At 35.2% G+C, this 22,677-nt stretch carries 15 protein-coding genes and 1 pseudogene; 9 read left to right on the plus strand and 7 right to left on the minus strand.

Annotation, left to right across the window (positions count from 1 at the left end; translation table 11 throughout):
- Window positions 1-358 precede the first annotated feature (358 nt).
- The gene (locus ACFIMM_RS00180; RefSeq protein WP_375671851.1) at window positions 359-2,140 is read right to left on the minus strand and encodes a glucan ABC transporter ATP-binding protein/ permease; all 1,782 of its coding nucleotides are present in this window, start codon (window positions 2,138-2,140) and stop codon (window positions 359-361) included.
- Window positions 2,141-2,346: 206 nt separating this feature from the next.
- Here ACFIMM_RS00180 and ACFIMM_RS00185 point away from each other — a divergent pair, with 206 nt between their 5' ends.
- The 6 genes from ACFIMM_RS00185 to ACFIMM_RS00210 all read left to right on the plus strand — a co-directional run bounded on the left by ACFIMM_RS00185 (window position 2,347) and on the right by ACFIMM_RS00210 (window position 10,393).
- Window positions 2,347-3,330 carry an RluA family pseudouridine synthase gene (locus ACFIMM_RS00185; protein ID WP_375632409.1) on the plus strand — a complete coding sequence of 328 codons (984 nt, stop codon included), beginning with the start codon at window positions 2,347-2,349 and terminating at the stop codon, window positions 3,328-3,330.
- Window positions 3,331-4,126: 796 nt separating this feature from the next.
- Window positions 4,127-5,146, plus strand: coding sequence for an ATP-binding cassette domain-containing protein (locus tag ACFIMM_RS00190; protein ID WP_375682495.1), 1,020 nt, complete (start codon window positions 4,127-4,129; stop codon window positions 5,144-5,146).
- Window positions 5,121-5,945, plus strand: coding sequence for an ABC-2 family transporter protein (locus tag ACFIMM_RS00195; protein ID WP_375629019.1), 825 nt, complete (start codon window positions 5,121-5,123; stop codon window positions 5,943-5,945). The genes ACFIMM_RS00190 and ACFIMM_RS00195 overlap by 26 nt, the downstream gene beginning before the upstream one ends.
- On the plus strand, window positions 5,929-6,717 hold the full coding sequence (locus ACFIMM_RS00200) for an ABC-2 family transporter protein (protein ID WP_375682496.1): 789 nt from the start codon (window positions 5,929-5,931) through the stop codon (window positions 6,715-6,717). The genes ACFIMM_RS00195 and ACFIMM_RS00200 overlap by 17 nt, the downstream gene beginning before the upstream one ends.
- Window positions 6,718-9,122: 2,405 nt before the next feature.
- Complete coding sequence (locus ACFIMM_RS00205; RefSeq protein WP_375613153.1) at window positions 9,123-9,482, plus strand: hypothetical protein; 360 nt, start codon at window positions 9,123-9,125, stop codon at window positions 9,480-9,482.
- Window positions 9,483-10,027: 545 nt separating this feature from the next.
- A complete protein-coding gene (locus tag ACFIMM_RS00210; RefSeq protein WP_273724078.1) occupies window positions 10,028-10,393 on the plus strand; it encodes a response regulator in 366 nt (121 codons plus the stop codon).
- A gap of 311 nt (window positions 10,394-10,704) precedes the next feature.
- Here the strand turns inward: ACFIMM_RS00210 and rpsI are convergent, their stop codons facing one another.
- Together rpsI and rplM are read right to left on the minus strand one after the other, a co-directional pair.
- Window positions 10,705-11,190, minus strand: coding sequence for a 30S ribosomal protein S9 (gene rpsI, locus ACFIMM_RS00215; RefSeq protein ID WP_015856545.1), 486 nt, complete (start codon window positions 11,188-11,190; stop codon window positions 10,705-10,707).
- A gap of 2 nt (window positions 11,191-11,192) precedes the next feature.
- A complete protein-coding gene (gene rplM, locus ACFIMM_RS00220) occupies window positions 11,193-11,657 on the minus strand; it encodes a 50S ribosomal protein L13 (protein WP_015856544.1) in 465 nt (154 codons plus the stop codon).
- A 296-nt stretch (window positions 11,658-11,953) separates the two neighbouring features.
- Here rplM and recJ point away from each other — a divergent pair, with 296 nt between their 5' ends.
- A complete protein-coding gene (recJ, locus tag ACFIMM_RS00225; RefSeq protein ID WP_375629022.1) occupies window positions 11,954-13,738 on the plus strand; it encodes a single-stranded-DNA-specific exonuclease RecJ in 1,785 nt (594 codons plus the stop codon).
- A 17-nt stretch (window positions 13,739-13,755) separates the two neighbouring features.
- On the opposite strand, the gene parE is transcribed toward recJ, so the two are convergent.
- The 4 genes from parE to ACFIMM_RS00245 form a co-directional block, all read right to left on the minus strand.
- Window positions 13,756-15,822 (minus strand): DNA topoisomerase IV subunit B, encoded by a 2,067-nt coding sequence (gene parE / locus ACFIMM_RS00230; RefSeq protein WP_375668431.1) that lies wholly within the window; start codon window positions 15,820-15,822, stop codon window positions 13,756-13,758.
- Between the two features lie 81 nt (window positions 15,823-15,903).
- The gene (lipB, locus tag ACFIMM_RS00235) at window positions 15,904-16,641 is read right to left on the minus strand and encodes a lipoyl(octanoyl) transferase LipB (RefSeq protein WP_375613128.1); all 738 of its coding nucleotides are present in this window, start codon (window positions 16,639-16,641) and stop codon (window positions 15,904-15,906) included.
- Window positions 16,642-16,788: 147 nt separating this feature from the next.
- Window positions 16,789-17,640: a TPM domain-containing protein gene (locus ACFIMM_RS00240; RefSeq protein WP_375668432.1), complete on the minus strand. Its 852-nt coding sequence runs from the start codon at window positions 17,638-17,640 to the stop codon at window positions 16,789-16,791.
- The gene (locus ACFIMM_RS00245) at window positions 17,640-18,266 is read right to left on the minus strand and encodes a LemA family protein (protein WP_375613126.1); all 627 of its coding nucleotides are present in this window, start codon (window positions 18,264-18,266) and stop codon (window positions 17,640-17,642) included. Before ACFIMM_RS00245 ends, ACFIMM_RS00240 begins: the two co-directional genes overlap by 1 nt.
- A 421-nt stretch (window positions 18,267-18,687) precedes the next feature.
- On the opposite strand from ACFIMM_RS00245, the pseudogene ACFIMM_RS00250 reads away from it, so the two are divergent.
- Window positions 18,688-19,463: pseudogene (locus ACFIMM_RS00250) on the plus strand (class I SAM-dependent methyltransferase).
- Between the two features lie 1,310 nt (window positions 19,464-20,773).
- Window positions 20,774-22,312: a histidine ammonia-lyase gene (gene hutH / locus ACFIMM_RS00255; RefSeq protein ID WP_375682497.1), complete on the plus strand. Its 1,539-nt coding sequence runs from the start codon at window positions 20,774-20,776 to the stop codon at window positions 22,310-22,312.
- Window positions 22,313-22,677: the final 365 nt, after the last annotated feature.

The raw sequence follows: 22,677 nt of genomic DNA on the forward strand, positions 1-22,677 counted from the left end.
GCAACGCAATACATAATATTCATTATTTAAAAGATATTACTTTAGTTCGTTTTGAAATTCGTAAAGCTGAGTGAAAGGAAGACGGTAAAACTGGAAATTGTTTTTACCTTTACATCTTTACATTTTCCCTAAATGAGAATGTATACTCGTCAATATGCACAGATATAGGAAAATATTTTTGTTCTAATCTAGTAAAATTGCAATAGCAGAGAAAATACTAAACTGTTTTAATATTTTTCTTAAATACCTAAAATGGATTGTGGCATTTTTAGAAATCTTTTTACTTGTATCATATATAAGCACTCTATATTGTATTGAAGAGGCATTTTTTGCATAAGATCTATGAAGAGTATCGTTTTTATGAAGCTATGGCTTCATGTAAGGGAATAACATTTTCTCCTTCTCTTTCTGGTGGTTTGATTGTTAAACCACTTGCCTTTAAAAAATTAGAGAAACGTCCCCCTTTATCGATCAATTCTTGAAAGTTTCCTTTTTCCATTAAGTGACCATGATCCAGAAAGAGTATCACATCAGCATTGCGTACTGTTGAGAGGCGATGTGCTATAATAAAAGTAGTGCGGTTATGGCTTATGCAATCGAGAGCATCTTTGACACGTGCCTCTGTTTCAACATCAAGAGCGCTTGTTGCTTCATCTAGAATGAGAATAGGGGCATTTTTTAAAACAGCGCGTGCAATTGCTAGTCGCTGTTTTTCTCCACCTGATAATTGAGATCCTCGTTCGCCCACCATTGTGTTATAACAATCAGCTTTTTTTAGAATAAAATCGTGAGCTTCTGCTATTTTTGCTGCTTCATAAAGTTCTTCATTTGTTGCGCTCGCTTTTCCTATTGAAATATTGTCATGAATAGTACGGTTGAAAAGACCCGAGTCTTGAAATACTGTTGCTAGAGATTTGCGTAAAGATTCGCGATTGATTGAGCATATATTTATTCCATCAATGGAGATATGCCCAAGGGTAGGGTCGTATACGCGCTGCAACAGATTGATCAATGTTGTTTTTCCAGCCCCTGTTGGTCCTACAATCGCAACAGTTTGTCCTGCTTTAACTTCAAAGGAAATATCAAAAACACCTTGAGAAGAATTTGGGAATTGATAGGTCACGTGATGAAATTGTATGGCGCCTTTAACATTTTGGAGGGAAGGAAGATTTTGCGGTTCGTTAATATGAAAGGTTGAGTCTTCCATTTCAAAAAATTCTTGCAGTTTTGCTTGTGAGGATATTGCACAATTAATAAAATTGCTCATTTGGTCTAGGCGGCTAATCATGAGTTGTGCAAATCCAACAAAAGCAACGACTTCACCTACTCGTAATTGATCTTTTGCAACAAAAAAAGCTCCAAGGAGAAGAACACAAACGATTGAAATTGTTGAAGCCATTCGATTTAAGCCACTGGCGAGCGCCCACCAATTGAGAACAGGATTTTGTGCTTTAAGAAGAGCATTTGTATGTTGATGCAGTATGGAAGTTTCTTCTTTTATTCGGTTATAACTTTGTACAATGGAAACATTAGAGATTGAGTCACTGACATGTTTAAAAAGGTTATGATGATAGCATTCTACAGCGGCTTGTCCGTCTTTTGTTTTTCGCATCACTAAACGTGCAATTAATACATAAATGATGGCAAGCACAACCAAGACTATTGAAAGACGCCAATTCATATTAAACGCTATGGGGATGAGAACCAATAAGGCGACAAGCGTTGAGAGATGTTGGCGCATAAAATCAAGCCATATGGTTGACATGGAATCTATTGCGCGCAAAAGTGTATGGAGTGCGTTGGAAGTTCCACGTTGTTGATGCCAAATTAAAGGCATGGCAATGATACGTTCGAAAGATTCCGTTAAAACCGTTAAGCGGCGTCTATGGGCTAAGCGGTCAGCACCGCGAGCAACAAGGACATAAGCAATAATATGTGAAAGTCCAAAACAAACCCAAATGGCAAGAGTAGGGATGATAGCTGTTTTGTCTGTAATAGAATCAATAACCCGTCCAAATAAAATAGGTTCTGCAATAGTGATAATAGCTAATATAACATTAGCGGTACAGATTAAAAGGGATGCATTTTTTTCTCTATTTAGGTAAGTGAGAACACGTGCATAGGTTTTGAATAAGGACACGGTTAATTATCTCCATTCGCTATTAAGCGTAAAGGCTGTTGATTTTTACAACGCTTAGTTTTTAGCTAATAAAATTTGGACGTTAAGAAAAGGAAATTTTGGATACTAACTGTAATATGGTGTGATAAAACCAACTAAAATATGAATTTTTGTGTTTATAAAGGCGCAAAAATAGATCAATAAAATTATCAGGTAAGGGAATTTTCATGGCAGGCATAGAAATAAAAAAAGTTGAGGCAGATGAAAATGGAATGCGCTTAGATCGCTGGTTTAAAGTGCATTATCCAGGACTTGGTTTTGGAGCTTTGCAAAAATTGTTGCGTTCTGGTCAGATACGGGTTGATAGTGGACGTGTTAAAGCCGATACGCGTCTTTGTATAGGGCAAGCTGTTCGTATTCCACCTCTCCCTATTAATGACAAGGAGAGTCTTTCAATAACGGATAAAACACTTCGTGGGCAGGATGATGGGACCGTTTTGAAAAAAATGCTGCTTTATGAAGATCCAAAGGTATTTGTTTTTAATAAACCAGCTGGGTTGGCTGTACAAGGAGGCTCTGGTTTAACACGTCATATGGATAGTATGCTTGAGGTATGGCGCAATAAAAAAGGTGAAAAGCCGCGTTTGGTTCATCGTCTTGATCGTGAGACGTCGGGTGTGCTTATTGTTGCGCGATCAAGGGGAGCTGCTCAGTCCTTAACTGCTGCTTTTAGAGCGCGAGAAACAAAAAAGACTTATTGGGCGTTGGTTCGGGGCGTGCCTAAAAAAAAGCAGGACAAAATTTCAACGTGGATGGTTAAGGAAATGACTGCACAAGGTGACAAAATGCGTGTTTGTGAACATGGGGAGCCAGATTCACATCATGCGGTTTCTTACTATCGCGTTTTAGATACGCGAGGGCGGGCTCTTTCGTGGCTTGAAATGGAACCCTATACAGGGAGAACACATCAGCTTCGTGTGCATGCAGCCCATATGGATCATCCTATCATTGGCGATACAAAGTATTTTTTTTCTGATAGTAATTGGACATTACCAGGAGGAATTCAAAATCGTCTTCATCTTCATGCACGTCGTATTCGTATTCCGCATCCTTCAGGAGGAATATTGGACATTGTTGCACCTTTACCACCTCATATGGTCCAAAGTTTTAATCTTTTATCTTTTAATGAGAGTGATGCTGAAACCGACTAAACAAACTTCATTTGTTCTTTTTGATTGATACAAATTTTGTCTATAAATTTGATAAGATGAATAGGGCATTATTTGAAGAAAGTTTTTGATAAGTCGATCGCTATGAGAAAATTGTGTTTTTGAGTGATGAAATTTTCGAATATCATGGCTTTCTTTCTACAGATCTTTATCCATATTGATTGTATTGTTATTTTTTGGATATGGTGTATCGTTTAATAATCTGAGTTTATGAAGCTGCTCCTTTGAATTATCTACAGAGGTCATATATTGGGGAGGCTTGTCTGTTGAGGGAGATGAGTTAGATAAAATCTGAAAGATATTTACTAAAATAGTGAAGGCGATTTTAGTTTTTTCATGGGAGATAAAGGAGGCATTTTATAGTAATGCTGAGGAAAAGTAGCCTCTCAAAAATTCCTGTTGTCAAGGAAGTTTGTTTTATTATCAATGTGGTTTGATATGCTTATAGTATAGATTTATGCTTTGTATCTTTGCTTACACAATGAAGCTTTCTTAGCAAAGCTCTCCTTTCAATGACCAATTATTTTTCTACTTACTTAGTTTATCCAAAAGATTATCTTTCATAAAAGAAGAAATAAGTTTTTAGTATCTTAATGCTGCATTGAAGTGAACTCATCACATTGAAAAAATATCTAGACAAAAAATTGGAGATAAAACGTCAGGTGCGTTTTATTGCTCTAGGGAGGGCTTGAACACTTTTGTTTTTTCTAGTGAACAAAAACAGATATTTATTATGGGAACATTCAAAGGGGGGATAAATTGAAATGAGGAGTGACTGATGGGATCATTATTGATTGACGTTAATAACGTCTCACAAATATATCGCAACATTGACAGAGGAATTGGTTTTAAAAACAAGATATTTTCTCTCCTCAAGCCGGTTTATACAAATCATCATGTGTTAAAAGATATGAGTTTCACCCTCTTTTCAGGGCAATCGTTAGCAATTCTTGGCCCTAACGGAGCGGGTAAATCGACACTGATTAAAATACTTTCTGGTATACAATACGCTGATGAGGGATGTGTTAAAGTCCTTGGTGTTGATCCTTATAAAGCGAAGAAAAATCTGTTCAAGTCTTTGGGTGTGGTCTTTGGTCATAAGAATTGTTTATGGTGGGATTTGCCCTTACGCTACAGTCTGGATATGGTTCAACCATTATATGGTCTTGAACGCGCCTCTTTTACCCGTGATCTTAAAGAGATCGCTGAGTTACTGGGTCTTGAGCATATTATGGATAAGCCAGTGCGGATGCTTAGTCTGGGTGAGAGAGTGAAAAGTGAATTGGCATTTAATCTCTCCTTTAGACCTAAACTGTTGTTTCTCGATGAGCCAAGTATTGGTCTTGATCTTACATCTAAGCATGAAATCAGGGAGCTTCTTAAAAAACTGAAAAGGGAGCGTGGCACTGGGTATATCATCACAAGTCATGATATGGGAGATATTGATGGATACGTTGATGATATTATTCTCTTGCATAAAGGAAAGAAACAGTTTCATGGTAATCTTCACGCGCTTAAAAATGTCATTCCTTCTTTGGTGAGAATAACGTTTTTTTGTGAACACATGGCTGTACCTTCAGCTGTTGTAGAAAAAATTGATGAGATTGCGTTGAAATTATCTACTTCTTTAAAAGATAAGCACTTTAACGCTGAAGAATGCTCGCTGGAGGTTTCGCTGCCCCGTGAGGATTTTGCGCGTTTTGTACGCGAAATTACAACCAAATTGAACTGTACGTTCTCTGTATCCACTCCCTCGCTTGAAGAGATGCTCCGTGTTAAATTTAAAGAATTTATCTAACCACTGCTTTGGTATGTTTCTTTTTGCCAAGAATGGATTACTCACTGTTCTAAGTGATAGAGCAATGTTTTTTACCGATATTATCATTGGGACACTTTCGCCATTTGTTATTCAACTTCTATTATGGAATGCACTTTTCTCTGATACGGGCAACACCATAAATGGCTTTAGCTTTTATGATATGATGTATTATTATGCTTTTGCTTTAGTCCTAGGTCGCTTAAATAATGGTTATAATGTGATTAAGTTTTTCTCTCATCATGTTAAAGAAGGCCAATTAGAAGTATATCTTACAAAGCCCTTTAGTTATATGACACAAATGCTTTTTACTTTTTTAGGGGAGAGTGTATTATATAGCATCCCATTATTGGCTCTTTTTATTGTTAAGCTTGTTTTATCCTATGAAAATATTCTGGGATTGGTCATCGCTTTTCTGTTCTTTTTTCTGGTTGTTATTCTATCACAATTGCTTTGTTTTTTAATCTCTTTTGGAATTGCTTTATTAAGCTTTTGGGTGATTGAGTACAATATATTACTCTCTTTTAGTATTCTTAGTTCAGCGCTTCTTGGGGGTGTTCTTTTACCACCATCTTTTTGGCCGGTGTGGCTTATTCCGCTTATGCAATTTAATCCTTATCGTTTCATGATATCCGCTCCTGCCGAGTTTTTCGCGACGCAAAATTTAGCGTTGTTTCAGCAGTTTATTTTCGGAAGTTTTACTTATATTTTGTGTTTTTTATTCTTAATTTATATCGCTTGGAATAAAGGGATGAAAGCATATAATGGAGCAGGTGGTTGAGATGAAAATCATCCTTCATTTTATCAGTCTGAATATCCGCCGACAGATTGTTTATGGTAAGAATTTGGCTGGGGAGTTTATTCTTTCTCTATGCTATTATTTTATTCAATTCATATTTATTGATAGAGTATCTTCTTTTTCAGGAAAGATCGGTAACTATAGCAGAGATGAAATCCATTTTATCTTTGTTGTCTTTGTTTTACTTGGAATATTTTTGAATATTTTTATTAATTCTATTGAAACGTTTTTTGAAAAAGTAGCGGATGGTAAAATTGAACCATACTTGATAAAGCTCGTTTCAATTTGGTTGTTGATGTTGTTTGGTTGGTGTAAACCTCTTAATTTGATCAAGCTCTTTGTCCTTTATGTTAGTGCCTATTTATTTGTATCATTACCGAATATTTCTGATCTTAAGCTAAGATGGATCTCTTTTGTTGTTGCAATATTTTGTGTTTTTATTGTCAATATTTGTTTTTTTCTGATGTTCAATTTTATAACATTTATTATTAGCCGTAAGATGCCTGTCGAATATTTTCATGAAATGATTTATGAGCTTTCATTTGTGCCAATAGGAATTTATCCTTTAAGCATCGTAAAATGGCTTTTGTTTATGCTTCCCATGGCTTTTTCTGCTTCCTTGCCTGTGTCATTGTTGCTTGGTAAAGGCGAATGGAATATTGGATATCTTCTGTTGAGCGCTTTTCTTTCCATGGTCATGACTTTCATAAGTTATAAGAAAACAATGCGTAAATTTAATGGATTAGGGGGATAATATAAAAGTCATCATGATTATAAAAATAAAAAATTGAGTAAAAATTCTATCGTACTGTAAAATATCGTTATTTATGCTGGCGGTATAAGTCATGTAAAATTTACACATGAGGATTTTTTATTAGACATATTCATGCATAAAATCGGTTGTATTTCTATAGCTATGAGCAAAGAATTTACAATAAAAATCAGAGAGTTAAATTTCTTGGTTTTAGATTAGTTTGAGTTTAGATGGCTGCTTGATGACACAAGCCAATGGTAAGATGGTGTACAATATTAGTAGTGCTTTCTTCTCCGAGCAAAATTTATTTTTGTTGCGTTTATAGTGCTAAAAAATTGTCAAAGATGGGTAATTTTTATATGTGCAGAATGTGGTTATTCGTGCGGATTTTGTTGGTGCATTCAATATATTATTACGTGGATGAGTTTTTGCTTAAACAATAAGAAAATTGACAGAATAAAGCTTTTAAGTTGCCCGATAGAAAGCTAAGAGCTTCGCCAAACAACATGATAGCAATTATCAAGACAACAATCACATAGAGATTTTTCAGCATGCTGAGCAGTCAAAATTCAGTTAATAATTGCTTGGAAATAAAAGGATTCACCAATCCAAGCAGGCAAAAACGATGGCAACGCAACTGAGTTCAATAACATAATTAAATATATTTCTTTGTTTTACTTGTTAACTAATGGAATTATACCTAATTTTATTGTGAATTTCTTATTTTATGTTATGATTTTATTTGATATAAAGATAATTATTATGTACTATTTTAGTGTTATTATAAATATTATTATTTAATTAAATATATACAATATAAACATAATATATTTATATTATTTTAAAAAGTAATTAAATAAGATATTATTTTTTAAAAAATTATTTTCTATTTTTTTAATATTAATAAGCTCATTTTTCAATTTTTCTTAACAATGATAAGAGAAAAATGGAGTTTTACATCCTCTTTACAATAAATAAAAATGATACTTTAATCTGGTTTTGCTCTCTAAGCTTAGAGCTATACAAATGTTATTGCTTATCATTAATAAAACTAATGTGATTGATGGCGTAGAGATTACAAAGGGCTAATTTTTTTTGCATGTAATTCATATCTTTTACAAGACTTTAAAAATAACACAGAAAAAATGAGAGAGGAAGGAATAGTGAACAAGAGTGATAAGCTTTTTCATTTTCTAGTGTTATGATTACTTTTGTATTTTACGGTTCATTCATTGTATGTATGATCAATTCCAAAATTTTTATTTTAAGCTTATAGTGAATCTATATTTTAGTCTGTTATTGAAGTGTTGTCGTGATTGAGATTACAATATCACAGTAGTGAACACTCTGATTTAATAGAGAAGATTGTTTGCTAGCAAATAATCTATCCATATCAACGTTATTTAAATTTTTTTCCAAAATATATATCTATGTTAATTTTCGTGATTGATATCTTTTCTAAGATGAAAAGGGGCATGAGCTGATTTGAATATCCATAAATTTTTCGTATTAACTCAAAAAATATACGATCACATCATTTTACGGCTATTCTAGATTATCATTTTGATAAACTGAATAAGTATAGCGATGCGTCTTACAAATATTTGCAAAAATGCTTTTATTGGACATTATTAAATTTTTTATGATTTATATTTTTAATCATTTTATCTTGGTTAGAAAGAAGGTGTATTCATTTTTATTTCTCTATTTTATCTTAAAGTCGTGGAATTATATTAATGTTAGAAATTTATAATTGTGGAAGACAATGAACTTTATTAAAATTATTCCACGTTCTTGTAGAAACGCATGGCTGTGAAATCGTTGAAATGTGTAATAGCTTATGGCATTAGATTTGGCGCATTCACCAAAGTTATCCCTTATCTTACCTAATTTAGCTTTTTTAATCAAAGAGTTAAGCTTGTGCTTACGCTAATTGTAGCTGGGGCAAATATTTTTTCTCAATCTATCCTAAGGAAAAATTATTTTATAAAACTATTTATTTTACTATATTATACAAAAAAATAAAAATATTATGTGTAACTAAAAAACAACATATTGATATTTTTATATATTATAAAATCATAATAATATTTATGATAATAAAGCTAAATTTATAATAAAAACAATAAAATAATTTTATTTTAATATATTTTTATCATTAAACTACATAATGTAAAGTACAAATAAAATAATTGACAATTATTAAATAAACATGTAACGGATATATTGTAAGTGTAATATAATATAAAAATAACAATTAAAATAAAATTATTAATTAAATTTTGTATTATATTTTTATTATCAGAAGATAAATATACTTTATCGATAGATAACGGAATGTTTTCTATTTAGAGGGGGCGGTAAAGAAAATTTATTTTACTAAATATTGTAATTAGGTGGTTATGATGAAAATATTCAAGCATTGTATAGTATGTTTTGTTGCAGTAGCGATTTTCTTTTCACAGATTTTAAGAGCCAATGCTGATTCTTTAAATGGCAGATTTCAAAATGCTGGTTTTATTTCTGTAATGACACAGGAAAATAGAGTTATTAAAGCTGTTGATATGATTATTAGCCAGTTTGGAGGACAAGGGGCTGAGAAAAATGTCCAAAAAGTTGCGGGTTTAATGGGGTTGGAGACAGCGATTTTTGGTCTCATCGCATATCTTGTATATTTCTTTACTAGAAAGCCACCGAGTCCTAACAGAGAGACAGGTGGAAGAACATTCGATGCTTTTGCTCATAGTTCATGGGCTTTGAATTAAAAGATATTATCCTTGATAAACTTTGAATTATGCTGTTATTGAATGTTTTATATTAAATAAACCGTGATATTTAATCACGGTTTATTTATTTTTTTTTAATCTTAATGATCTTGATAAGTTTATCCTTTTATATCATTAAGATATTGTTTTGTGGATGCCAGTATATGGTGCATTAAATTCAGCTAATCAGTTGCTTTTTAAATTTACTTAAATTTTTTTCTCTTCAAAATGCGCATTTGAGCTAAGTTTGTGGTTGATATTTTTTTATGATGAAAACGCGAATGCATTAATTGAGATATCCATAAACTTTGTATATCAACTCAAAAAATACAAGGTCACACAATCTTACGACTATTTGTGGATTTTATGTTGATGAACTGAATAAGTATAGCGATGCGTCTTACAAATATTTGCAAAAATGCTTTTATTGGAATCTTTTAATCTCTTTGTGGTTTACAATTCATTTTATCATTTTATCTTAAGCAAAGAGAATGTGGATTCATTTCTATTTCTCTATTTTATCTGAGAAGGGTGGAGTTATACGAATGTCAAAAAAAGTCATGATCGTGGAAGATAATGAGCTTAATATGAAGTTATTTCGCGATCTTGTAGAAGCGAGTGGTTATGAAACCGTTGAAACACGTAATGGTCTTATGGCATTAGATTTGGCGCGTTCATCAATGCCATCTCTTATCCTTGTGGATATCCAGTTGCCAGAGGTCTCTGGAATAGATGTTATTAAACAATTAAAAGAAGATGAAGAACTTCGATCAATCCCCGTTGTTGCTGTAACAGCTTTTGCTATGAAAGGCGATGAGGAGCGAATTCGTGCCAGTGGATGTGAAGAATATATGTCAAAGCCTATTTCTGTCCCTCATTTTATTACAATGGTAAAGCATTTCTTGGACTAAAGCTTGTTAAGTGATGATAGAAAAAATATTGAAAAGCTTATAAGATTGCTAAAGTTGTCGCGTAAATATTTTTGTGCTTTAGCACGTCGATATATTACAAGTTAGTAAAACAGATTTAAAAAATTGAAACTGAAGTTTTGAATTTTTTCGGTCTATTTTTCTTGCCTTTTATCTTAAGAGAAGAGGTTGTTTTGCATTCTTGTTTTTTCTAATCGGTATAGATTTGTTCCTACATTCATCTAAAAGTCTGTTTTAGCAGTTTTAAAAAGCCCCGTTTTTGTCCGAGGCTTTATGCATTGCAAAAATTGAAATTAACGCTTTGAGAATTGGAAAGAACGACGTGCTTTTGCTTTACCGTATTTTTTACGTTCAACAACACGACTATCACGGGTAAGAAACCCACCTTTTTTCAAGATTGAGCGAAGTTCTGGTTCGTAATAGGTTAAAGCTTTGGAAATGCCATGGCGCACTGCACCGGCTTGTCCAGAAAGACCACCGCCTGCAACGGTTGCAATAATATCAAACTGGGTATCCCTATTTGTTGCAACAATTGGTTGACGAAGAATCATTCTAAGAACAGGACGAGCAAAATATTTGTCAAATTCCTTATTGTTGATCGTGATTTTTCCAGAACCTGGTTTAATCCATACACGCGCAACAGCGTCTTTACGCTTTCCTGTTGCGTAAGCACGTCCTTGTGAATCAAGCTTCTGCACGTGAACAGGAACAACATTTTCATGTGTTTCTGTAATACTTGTTACTATGCTAAGCTCAGAAAGAGAATTAATTTCAGCCATAATCAAGCAATCCTTTTGTTTTTGCGGTTTAAAGCACCAACGTCAAGAGATTCAGGCTGTTGTGCTTCATGTGGATGTTGGCTTCCAGCGTAAACACGTAGATTCTTCAATTGACGGCGACCAAGAGGCCCTCGAGGAATCATGCGCTCTACTGCTTTTTCAATAACGCGTTCGGGAAAACGCCCCTCAAGAAGTTGACGTGCTGTACGTTGTTTGATTCCACCAATATAGCCGGTATGCCAATAATATTTTTTATCCGTATATTTTTTGCCAGTGAGAGCTATTTTATCTGCATTAATGACAATAACGTTGTCACCATCATCAACATGTGGAGTAAATGTAGCTTTATGTTTGCCACGTAAGCGGTTAGCAACAAATGTGGCAAGACGACCCAAAACAAGGTTTTCTGCGTCAATAATAACCCATTTTTTCACCACTTCAGTTGGCTTTTGTGAAAAAGTTGCCATAGAAGTATCCTTTATTAGAACCCTTTTAATATAAGGGAATTTTTACTGTTTTGCGTTGAAAATTGTTACCATAGCGAAATATTTAACGCATACTACTTGCTCTGATATAATGTCTTTTGATTGACGTCAAGAGAAAATAAAAACTTTATAAAACAACATGTTACAAGAAAGGTATTATAATACCCCATTAAAAGAAGTTTGTAGACCATTTAAACTTAAAATGAATGTTGCAAAAGACTATTTTATCTTTAACGCATGATTGTATTTTATCGTTCTTCATTATAAAATAAGAAATAATGCAGTGGTCTCGTTATTTTCTCAATGTTGAATCTTCTGCTTGTGGTCAAGCTTGGTTAGATGCCCTTGATGTTCAAGGGATAAATAACGCGCGCGCTATTTCTCAAAAATTTGGCTTTCCAGATCAGTTAGCTCGAGTACTTTCAGCAAGAGATGTGGATGAAGCTGAGGCTGTTGCTTTTATTAATCCAACATTGCGTACGCTTATGCCTGATCCAGAAAGTTTTAGGGATATGCAATGCGCTGCAGAGCGCATTGTTAAGGCTCTTCTCAATCAAGAACAGGTTGCTGTGTTTGGTGATTATGATGTTGATGGTGCTTGTTCATCGGCACTCATAGCACGTTTTTTTCGTTATTTTGGTATTGAAGTCAAAATTTATATTCCTGATCGTATTGTTGAAGGCTATGGTCCGAATGAACAAGCAATGAGGATGCTTGTGCAAGAAGGCGCTCGGTTAATTATCACTGTTGATTGTGGCGCAAACAGTCCTGATGCCGTAAAAGCAGCGAGGCTTGCTGGTGCTGATGTTGTGATTTTAGATCATCATCAAATGTCAGAGATTCATCAAGAAGCTGTTGCTCTTGTCAATCCTAATCGTCCTGATGATTTTTCTAAACAGGGGCATTTATGTGCAGCTGGCGTTGTTTTTGTTACGTTAGCTTGGGTTCATCATTTGCTGCGGAAAAAACAATTCCAAGGACCGCTGCCTGATCTTTTAAGTATGCTTGATCTTGTTGCATTGGCAACCATATGTGATGTCGTTCCATTACAGGGGGTTAACCGTGCTTTTGTGTTAAAAGGGCTTCAAGTTGCTCGTTCTATGCATAATCTAGGAATAACAGCTTTAACAAAGGTTGCACGAATAGGGGAGCCGCTTAATAGTTTTCATTTAGGTTTTTTATTAGGTCCTAGAATTAATGCAGGAGGGCGCATTGGTGATCAAGCTTTGGGAGCACGTTTGCTTAGCTGTGAGAATAAAGATGAAGCGGACAGAATAGCAGAACAATTAGATCGGCTTAATCAAGAACGCCAAGAAATGGAGAATATTCAATTAGCACAAGCGGAATCCTATATTGCTTCTCTTTATCAAGGTCAAGAAACACCATTGTCACTTGTCATTTCTCATAAAGAATGGCATCCGGGGATTATTGGTATTCTTGCTTCCCGCCTCAAAGAGCGTTTTTTTTGTCCTGTTTTTGCTATTGCTTTGAAAGAAGATGGAAATGGCGTAGGGTCGGGACGCTCAATTAATGGTATAGATTTAGGAGCAATCGTTCGTGAAGCTGTTACACTCAATTTATTAGAAAAAGGAGGGGGGCATAGTATGGCAGCAGGAATTACAATTCAATCAACAAAAATTGAAATTTTTCGAAAATGGCTAGAAGAAAAAGTTTCTTTAATGGTTTCACAGTTGCGTGCAAAAAAATCTCTTAGTATAGATGGTTCTCTTTCTGCTTCTGGTGTTAATGAAGCGCTGTTTGAATTGCTTGAAAAAGCAGGGCCATTTGGGGCAGGGAATGCAACACCTGTTTTTGTTCTTCCCTCTCATCGACTGGTGAATCTATCTGAAGTTGGTAAAGGACATCTTCGCCTCATTGTATCTAATGTTGAAGGAAAAAAACTACAAGGAATAGCTTTTCGTGCTGTAGGGACATCGCTAGGTGATTTTCTTTTTGAAAATATTGGTGAAATGATTCATTTAGCTGGTCATCTTAGTCTGAATTATTGGAATGGAACGATCAATCCGCAACTGCGCGTGATTGACGCAGCTGCAGTGGTTTGAAAGGGATATTTTTTACATTAGATGTCTAGATTAGAAGCAAAAGTAGAGTTTTCTTGTATGAAACGAAATCGTGCTTCTGGTTTTGTTCCCATGAGACTTTCTACAGTCTTTTTCGTTTCTTGCATTTCCACGGCATCAATAGAAACACGAAGCAATGTACGTTTTTGAGGATGCATAGTCGTTTCTTTAAGTTGTTCTGCGCGCATTTCACCCAGCCCTTTAAAACGCCCGATTTCGATTTTAGCTTTTCCAGTAAATTCAGTTTTGAGCAATTCATCCTTATGAATGTCGTCACGAGCATAAGCAACTTTTCCTCCTTGAGATATTCTATAAAGGGGAGGGACGGCAAGATATAAATGTCCCTGATGAATAAGGTCAGGCATTTCTTGAAAGAAGAAGGTAATGAGCAGTGACGCAATATGAGCACCATCAACATCAGCATCTGTCATGATGATAATACGTTCATATCTGAGATCTTTTTCACGATACTTGGAGCGTGTTCCACATCCAAGAGCAAGGATCAGATCGCTAATTGTTTGGCTTGAGTTCATTTTTTCATGTGCAGCACTGGCGACATTTAAGATTTTACCACGAAGAGGTAAAATTGCTTGGTTTGCTCTATTTCTTGCTTGTTTAGCAGATCCTCCTGCAGAATCCCCTTCAACAATGAATAGTTCAGCACCCAAAGCATGGTTCTGGCTACAATCTGCAAGTTTACCGGGCAGACGTAATTTACGGACAGCAGTTTTTCGACTTATTTCTCTATCTTGGCGTCGTCTAACACGTTCTTCAGCACGTTCAATAACCCAATCGAGAAGTTTTGTTGCTTCTTGTGGGGAATTTGCTAACCAATGATCAAAGGGATCGCGGATTGCATTCTCAACGATACGCTGTGCTTCAATGGTTGCTAATCGATCTTTTGTTTGTCCAACAAATTCAGGGTTACTGATAAAGACTGAAAGTATTGCGGCTGTTGAAATCATAATATCGTCAGACGTAATAATCGTTGCGCGCTTGTTTCCTATTAACTCAGCGTAGGATTTCAATCCACGCAAAAGAGCTTGACGTAATCCTATTTCATGTGTTCCGCCTTCTCCTGTAGGAATCGTATTGCAGTAAGATTGCACACAAGAATCACCACCATGCCAAGCGATAGCCCACTCAACGGAGCCATGGCCATTATTGTGGTGTGTTTTGCCAGAAAAAATTTCTGACGTTACTCGATATTCATCTTTTAGTGACGAAAGTAAATAGTCTTTAAGCCCATCGGGAAAATGAAAAACAGCTTTTTCAGGAATATTTTTTGCGCCTTCAAGTATGACGGGATCACAAGACCAGCGAATTTTTACGCCACCAAAAAGATAGGCTTTGGAGCATGTCATCTTATAGATTTTTTCTGGATCAAAAGCTGCTTTTTCACCAAAAATTTTATGATCAGGATGAAAACGAACGCGCGTACCACGACGATTATAAACATCTCCCAGATCTTCTAATCCAGATTGAGGAATACCACGTGAGAAACGTTGGCGGTAAAGTTTTCGTTCTCGTGCAACTTCAACTTCCATATCATCAGAAAGAGCATTGACGACAGAAATTCCTACTCCATGAAGTCCACCTGCAGTTTGATAAGCCTTTCCATCAAATTTTCCCCCTGAGTGGAGTTGTGTCATAATAACTTCAAGAGTCGATTTCTCAGGCATTTGAGGATGATTTTCAACAGGAATACCGCGTCCATTATCTGTAACGGTTATATAACCATTCCTATCTAATGAGACCTCAATAGAATCTGCATAACCCGCAACAGCTTCATCCATCGCGTTATCAATAATTTCGGCAAATAAATGATGAAGCGCTTTACTGTCTGTTCCACCAATATACATTCCAGGGCGTAAACGTACCGGCTCTAAACCCTCAAGAACTCGAATAGAGAGGGCATTATAGTCATCTTCTTGCGTATCTTTTGCACTTTTTCTTGAAATCATCGCGTTTGATTTCATTGGAGACTGCAGAGTGTTTTCTTTTGTATTTACCCGAGATTGGGCTTTATTTAAAACACTAAAAAGATCCTTTTTGTTATCGCTCATAGCGTTTAACTATCCACCTCATAAAATCAAATATTTATTAAAATAATTTTATGCCTGTTTTTTATTTAAAAATCAATGCACTTAGGAAACATCGATTGTTGGACCAAAAATTTTTTCAAAAGCGTGTTTGAGAGCAATATCAATATCATGCATTGCTACAGGGCAACCTAGATCAAGAAAGCTTGTTACACCGTGGTTTGTAATTCCACAAGGAACAATTCCTGAATAATGGGCTAAATTAGGATTAACATTGATAGAAACTCCATGAAAACTTATCCATTTGCGCACTCGAATGCCAATAGCTGCAATTTTATCTTCGGAAGAAAGATCATTTTGTTTTGATGGGCAATGAGACTGTTTAACCCAGACACCAACGCGATCTTCTCTGCGTTCGCCTTTAATATTAAAGTTGGCAAGCATCTGTATGATCCATTCTTCTAATGCACTAATGAAAGCACGAATGTCTTGTTTCCGGCGTTTAAGATCAAGCATGATATAAGCAATACGCTGTCCTGGACCGTGATATGTAAATTCACCTCCACGTCCTGCTTCATAAACAGGGAATAAATTAGGAGCCAAAAGATCTTTTTTATTTGCACTCGTTCCCGCTGTATAAAGGGAAGGGTGTTCGAGAAGCCAAACTTGTTCATGCGCAGTTTTTGCAAGAATTTTTTCTACACGTTCTTGCATATAACGCAGAGCTTCAGGATACTCAACTAGATGATCGCTTATTTTCCATTCGACGGGTGGATTTTCTAGAATTGCATTAAAATGATGTGATAAGTGATTACGATCTGTATGTTTCAATTCACATGTCATGGGTAATATTTATCTTGATGTTTGAGTTTGTATTGTAATCAATAAAAGTGATTACAGAGTAAGGTATAGAATTGTTGAATAAAAGAGAATACGTTCATAAAATTTTATCTTAAGAAGATTTGCTACGCTTAAAAATCCACGTTCCTTTTACCATCTTCCTGTTGCACCACCACCACCTGATGATCCACCACCACCCCTAAATCCCCCTCCACCTCTAGGACCACCGAACCTTCCACCAGGATATCTGCCACCGGCACTTAAGTTAAGAAACCAAGGTGTGAAGATGATCCCCAGCCAGAGATACTTTTGTGGACCCACTTTTTTACCAAAAATCATTGCAAGAATGGGCAAACCAACGACTATAAAGAGAATGAGAAACATAATTGCATTGATTACCATTTCTTCTTTTTCAGCTTGTTTACGTTGTTCTTCAACGATTTTAGCTTTTTCTTTGATGCGAAAAGTAAAATCAGAATCACTTTCTGTAATAACTTTGATAATTGTATCAACTGCTTCAGCAATTCCTTTTTGATAATTTCCTTCGCGAAAATTAGGAATCATGAAGCTATTAATAATGACAGAGGAAAGAGCATCTGTTAGCTCTCCTTCCAAACCATATCCAACTTCGATACGTGCTGTGCGTTCATTCGGTGCAATGACCAGTAATACACCATTATTGATCTTCTTTTGGCCTAATCCCCATGTACGAAAAAGAAAATTGCTGTACGTTTCTATATCGTTGCCCGAAAGAGTAGGGAGTGTTATAAGAACAATTTGATCTCCCGTTTTCTCTTCGAGTGCTGCCAGTTTTTTTGTCAAGTCTTCCTTGGTTGCATTATCGAGCAAATGAGCCACATCATTAACATAACCTGTTAAATGAGGAAATTTTATTTGCGAACAAGCGATACTTCCCAATGCAGCAACTAAATACAGAGAGCAGATAAAAGCCCATAATTTTGGAAATACAATACGTTGCAAAGAGTATCGAAATGATTTCATTAATTAAAATTAACCTTTGGTGTTTGTTGGCTATCAGTATCGATCGTAAAAGTTGGCATAGGTTTAGCATCACGAAACCATAATTTTGCCCAAATCATCGTCGGCATTGTTTTGAGTGCAGTATTGTAGGCACGTACTGTTTCAATATAATCGCGGCGCGCAACGGAAATACGGTTTTCTGTTCCTTCTAATTGTGATTGAAGAGCAAGAAAGTTTTGGTTTGCTTTAAGATCCGGATAGTTTTCAACAACAGCCATAAGTCGCGAAAGTGCACTTGATAAATTTGCTTGATTTTTGAGATATTGCTGCATAACTTCTGGATTATTCAACATATCTGCATTAATGTTGACTTGTGTTGCTTTAGCACGTGCTTCAATTACATTTGTGAAAACACTTTGTTCATGAGCTGCGTAAGCTTTAACTGTTTCTACAAGATTGGGGATGAGATCTGTACGACGTTGATATTGATTGAGCACTTCACTCCATGCTGCATGTGCTTTTTCTTCATTTGTTGGTATCGTATTAAATCCGCACCCACTTAAAAATGGCACTAACCATGCCAAAAGAATCACGATTGGAAATTTTTTTAATATTTTAAACATTGAAGAAGTTTGTACATTTAACATAAAGATGTCTCCACAGATATTTTATGTATTATATAGGGTTTATTTTCTTGGTGGAAAGTATTTTGAACTTTATAAACAGGCGTATTTATCAATAAATTGATATCTCTATGCGTTTTAGGTACGCTTAAGTGACTTGCTGATATTAAAATAATACTAGTAATATAGATGTCATCTTATAAAAGATCAATAATATTTATATCAATTATTATTACAGAAAATTATATTATTTTCGTAGGAGTTTTGGGTTTTGCAACGTGCAGATAACAATTGGAAAAGAGAAAAATGTAAGTATCAATCTTATGGAAAGATAGAAGGTCAGGGCAGTTCTTATTTTCCTCCTTTAGAAGTTATGTTTAATACATTGGATAAAAAGGCTTTTTTATTATGTATGGTAGTAATTGAGAAGGAGGGTGAAAGTCCTATGATAGAAAGTGTTCAGCGGCAAAGTGAAAAGTTTGATGGATTGGCTAATGATTATGATCGTTATCGTCCTCGCTATCCCCTTACTTTATTTAAAACCATGCCCATCCTTTTAAGAACAAAAAGCATTTGTCCATTGTGGATGTGGGTGCTGGGACAGGCATCGCATTAGAGGGAATTGTTAAATTTTTAGGAAATGAGCACCAATATCATGCTATCGATGTATCGGCAGATATGATTAAGCAGGGGCGAAAAAAATTTCCTACGGTGCAGTGGTATCAGGGGCGTGCCGAAGACCTATTGCCTCAAATTGGCGAGGTTGATCTTGTCATTGCAGCGCAAGCGTTTCAGTGGATGGATCGTCCCAAGTTGCTTTGTTCTGTTTCAGATCAACTTCGAGTCAATGGTGTCATGGCGGTTATTCAAAATAATCGTGATTTCAAGCATAGCGAATTTCTAGAGGCTTATGAGACATTGTTAGAGAAAATGAGTCCGAATTATTCCCGTTATTATCGTAATTTTGATTTTTTACAGGAAATGACTGATGGCTTTGGGGTAGATCCAGAAAAGATTTTTTTTCATACGCACAATTGGACGATGATGATCCCATCTGAAGCTTTTATTGGAATGAGCCGCTCTTCAACGCAAGCGCAACGCGCTATTGTTTGCTATGGGGAAGAATATTTGCGGCAATTGGTCGCATTGATAAAGAAATATGAAGTGCAAGGCAATTTGGAGCTTTTGTATCGAAGTGAGCTCTATATGTATGCAGGATAATCCGATATCGATGATTGCTTTTGCTCTTTTAGCACATCAGAGTGGGCGGTATTCAGGAAATTAACGCCTTATTAAGGCAGACTTTGAGGGCGAAAGTTTTTTTCTTCAGCATTCACATTGACATCTTATTACCGCTGATTTTCATTGTTCACTTGATATGAGAGAGTTTAAATAGAAAATTTATGCACTGCATTATAGCATCGAAGCGCTTTCTTTACTGCAGTTTAACAACAGATTATTTTATAAAATAAGAAGAGGTAGATTGAATAGAAATGTTTGATAATTCTTTGTTTTTATGATTGCTTTTTATTATTAAATGAGAGTGTTTTTAATAAATTTTGACAAAAACAACTGAAAAAGTACAAAAAATTATCATAATCAGAAATTTGTAGTAAAAAAGGTAATGGCTTGGAAGCACCTTTAAAAAACAACTCATTTTGAAATTATCTCTAAATTCAGATTCAGTATAACAAAAAAGTAAAATATAAATATGCTATATGAAGCATTTCTATTTTTTAAAGATATAATATAAAAACAATATGTTAATTAAATTTTTTGATATAAGAAAACTTCTTTTATTTTTATTTTAAATAACGGATTAGGGGGAGTCTTGTGTGGTTTTATTGAAGATGTGCTTTTCAGGTTTCAATCTGGCGCTTTAAATACAATTTTAGAAGTAGCAAAAAAGCTCAATTTCTTCTCTGTTGTGATGTGTTGAATAAGTTTTTTAATTTTCTATAGAGTTTAATTTTTGCAATCATGATAGATTGTGACAGCTATCTATTTAAGATTTTTATAAGTTTAGTAGGAATAGCTTGATGATAAATCCATTGAGTTCTCCATCTTTACGCTTCATAAAAGAATAAGCCTGCACCATCCACACTTTCATCTCCCAATGTTGCGACAGTCCTTGACATGGTTTATAAGAGGAGTAGTCCTTTTTTGTACAGTTTATCCATACGCCAATTTCGCTTATGACGTGCAAGCGAATGGTTTTGATTGATTCAACATACACAGATTTGGAATGAGAGAGTCTAAAGATATTCCGCTCTCTCATTTAATATGAATCATGCTAGATTATAATTATAAATTAATGCGTTATCTATTTTTAAAATCCATGACCTTGGTTGTGTTTGTCAATATTTCATTTTCATTTATCGTCAACTATTCTACTTTTGGATAATAACTCCATTGTAAGGAATACCTTTAAGAAAGCATTCTCGCTTTAAAGAGTCGTTATAGTTTTTTTTGTTTTATAGAAGGATCAATAATGCTAAACGTTATACTTTGATAAAAAAAGAAAGTAAATTATGACTATTATACTGAAACCGAGCGAGGTGACGCTTAGTGAGCTTGCAGCTATTTATTTTAATGGTGAAGTGAGTAAACTTCATAATGACACGCATTTAGCTATCGAGAAAGGGGCTCAGCGCATTGCTGAAATTGCTGCTGGAAGTGAGCCTGTGTACGGTATTAATACTGGTTTTGGGAAGTTGGCTTCCATTAAAATTGATGCGGACGATGTCGCTGTTTTACAGAGAAACCTTATTTTGTCCCATTGTTGTGGGGTAGGAGAGCCTTTAGCTGAAAATATTGTGCGTTTGATAATGAGCTTAAAGCTTATCTCTTTAGGAAGAGGGGCTTCAGGAGTTCGTCTAGAATTGGTAAATTTGCTGGAAAATATGCTTGCAAAAGGCGTCATTCCTGTCATCCCTGAAAAAGGGTCTGTTGGTGCTTCAGGTGATCTAGCTCCACTTGCTCACATGGCGGCTGTTATGATGGGAGAAGGAGAAGCATTTTTTCAAAATATTCGTATGAGTGGGGCGGTTGCATTAGAGAAAGCGGGATTGTCCCCTATTATTTTAGAGGCAAAGGAAGGTCTCGCTCTTATTAATGGGACTCAAACATCAACAGCCCTTGCACTTGCTGGTCTTTTTCGAGGTTATCGGGCATTGTGTGGTGGATTGTTGGCAGGGGCTTTGACGACAGATGCTATCATGGGATCAACGGCGCCATTTCATCCTGATATCCATATTTTACGAGGACATTATGGGCAGATTGCTGTATCGAAAACATTAGAAAAGCTTGTAGAGGATTCAGAAATTCGTGCAGCACATTTACAGGGGGATGAGCGTGTACAAGATCCTTATTGTATACGTTGCCAGCCACAGGTCATGGGGGCATGTTTTGATATTTTGCTGGCAGCAGCAAAAACACTGATTATTGAAGCAAATGCTGTTACAGATAATCCATTGATTTTAAGGAATGGTGAAGTTGTATCAGGTGGGAATTTTCATGCTGAACCTGTAGCGTTTGCTGCTGATCAGATTGCTCTTGCTTTATGTGAAATAGGATCTATTTCTCAACGGCGTATTGCTCTTATGGTTGATCCAGCAGTTTCTTATGGACTTCCAGCTTTTTTAGCGCATAATGCGGGTCTTAATTCAGGTTTTATGATTGCTGAAGTAACAGCGGCAGCTTTAATGTCTGAAAATAAGCAAATGGCCCATCCTGCTTCCGTTGATTCAATCCCAACTTCTGCCAATCAAGAAGATCATGTTTCAATGGCTTGCCATGGAGCGCGTCGGTTATTGGTAATGAGCGAAAATCTTTTTACACTTATTGGCATTGAAACGCTTGTTGCAGCACAAGGAATTGAATATCGTGCACCTTTAAAAACAAGTACTTTTTTGCAATCCGTTATGGAATGTCTACGAAAAAATGTTGCTTCTCTTAAGGAAGATCGCTATCTGGCTCCAGATCTTCATCAAGCACATATACTTGTGCGTGAAGGGCACTTATTATCTGTTTTACCAGAAACAATTTTTCCTTCATTAAGTTTTCAATAGTATTTGTTTGAAGGTCAATGCTGAAGGGCGGATATTGAATTTTAAAACTTTCTCATATGAAAATATAGAGGAGCGATACAATATTTGAATTATTTAATAAATCATATATTTATTACTGTATATATCTGATTTTTGTAGTTAACTAGATATTATGTTATTTTATAGAAACTATAAACTTAAAGCACCTATATTTTCTGATTTATATCAGAAATTTTAATATAAGTTAAATAATATCCACGAATTATATATTCGTGATATTATATTTCTATAAATATAAATATAAATATAAATATAAATTATAATATATGTATTGTATCGAGTAAAAATAAAAGTTTTATTTTATATTATTCTTATTTGTTAATACT

Source organism: Bartonella sp. AP258QHHD, assembly GCF_042196145.1.
Classification (GTDB): domain Bacteria; phylum Pseudomonadota; class Alphaproteobacteria; order Rhizobiales; family Rhizobiaceae; genus Bartonella.

Coding starts and splice junctions, on each gene's coding strand:
- ACFIMM_RS00200 (WP_375682496.1), top strand. CDS start 5,929: ATGGAGCAGGTGGTTGAGATGAAAATCATCCTTCATTTTATCAGTCTG.
- lipB (WP_375613128.1), bottom strand. CDS start 16,641: ATGACATGTGAATTGAAACATACAGATCGTAATCACTTATCACATCAT.
- ACFIMM_RS00210 (WP_273724078.1), top strand. CDS start 10,028: ATGTCAAAAAAAGTCATGATCGTGGAAGATAATGAGCTTAATATGAAG.
- ACFIMM_RS00245 (WP_375613126.1), bottom strand. CDS start 18,266: ATGTTAAATGTACAAACTTCTTCAATGTTTAAAATATTAAAAAAATTT.
- rplM (WP_015856544.1), bottom strand. CDS start 11,657: ATGGCAACTTTTTCACAAAAGCCAACTGAAGTGGTGAAAAAATGGGTT.
- recJ (WP_375629022.1), top strand. CDS start 11,954: ATGCAGTGGTCTCGTTATTTTCTCAATGTTGAATCTTCTGCTTGTGGT.
- ACFIMM_RS00190 (WP_375682495.1), top strand. CDS start 4,127: ATGGGATCATTATTGATTGACGTTAATAACGTCTCACAAATATATCGC.
- ACFIMM_RS00205 (WP_375613153.1), top strand. CDS start 9,123: ATGAAAATATTCAAGCATTGTATAGTATGTTTTGTTGCAGTAGCGATT.
- ACFIMM_RS00185 (WP_375632409.1), top strand. CDS start 2,347: ATGGCAGGCATAGAAATAAAAAAAGTTGAGGCAGATGAAAATGGAATG.
- ACFIMM_RS00240 (WP_375668432.1), bottom strand. CDS start 17,640: ATGAAATCATTTCGATACTCTTTGCAACGTATTGTATTTCCAAAATTA.
- parE (WP_375668431.1), bottom strand. CDS start 15,822: ATGAGCGATAACAAAAAGGATCTTTTTAGTGTTTTAAATAAAGCCCAA.
- rpsI (WP_015856545.1), bottom strand. CDS start 11,190: ATGGCTGAAATTAATTCTCTTTCTGAGCTTAGCATAGTAACAAGTATT.
- hutH (WP_375682497.1), top strand. CDS start 20,774: ATGACTATTATACTGAAACCGAGCGAGGTGACGCTTAGTGAGCTTGCA.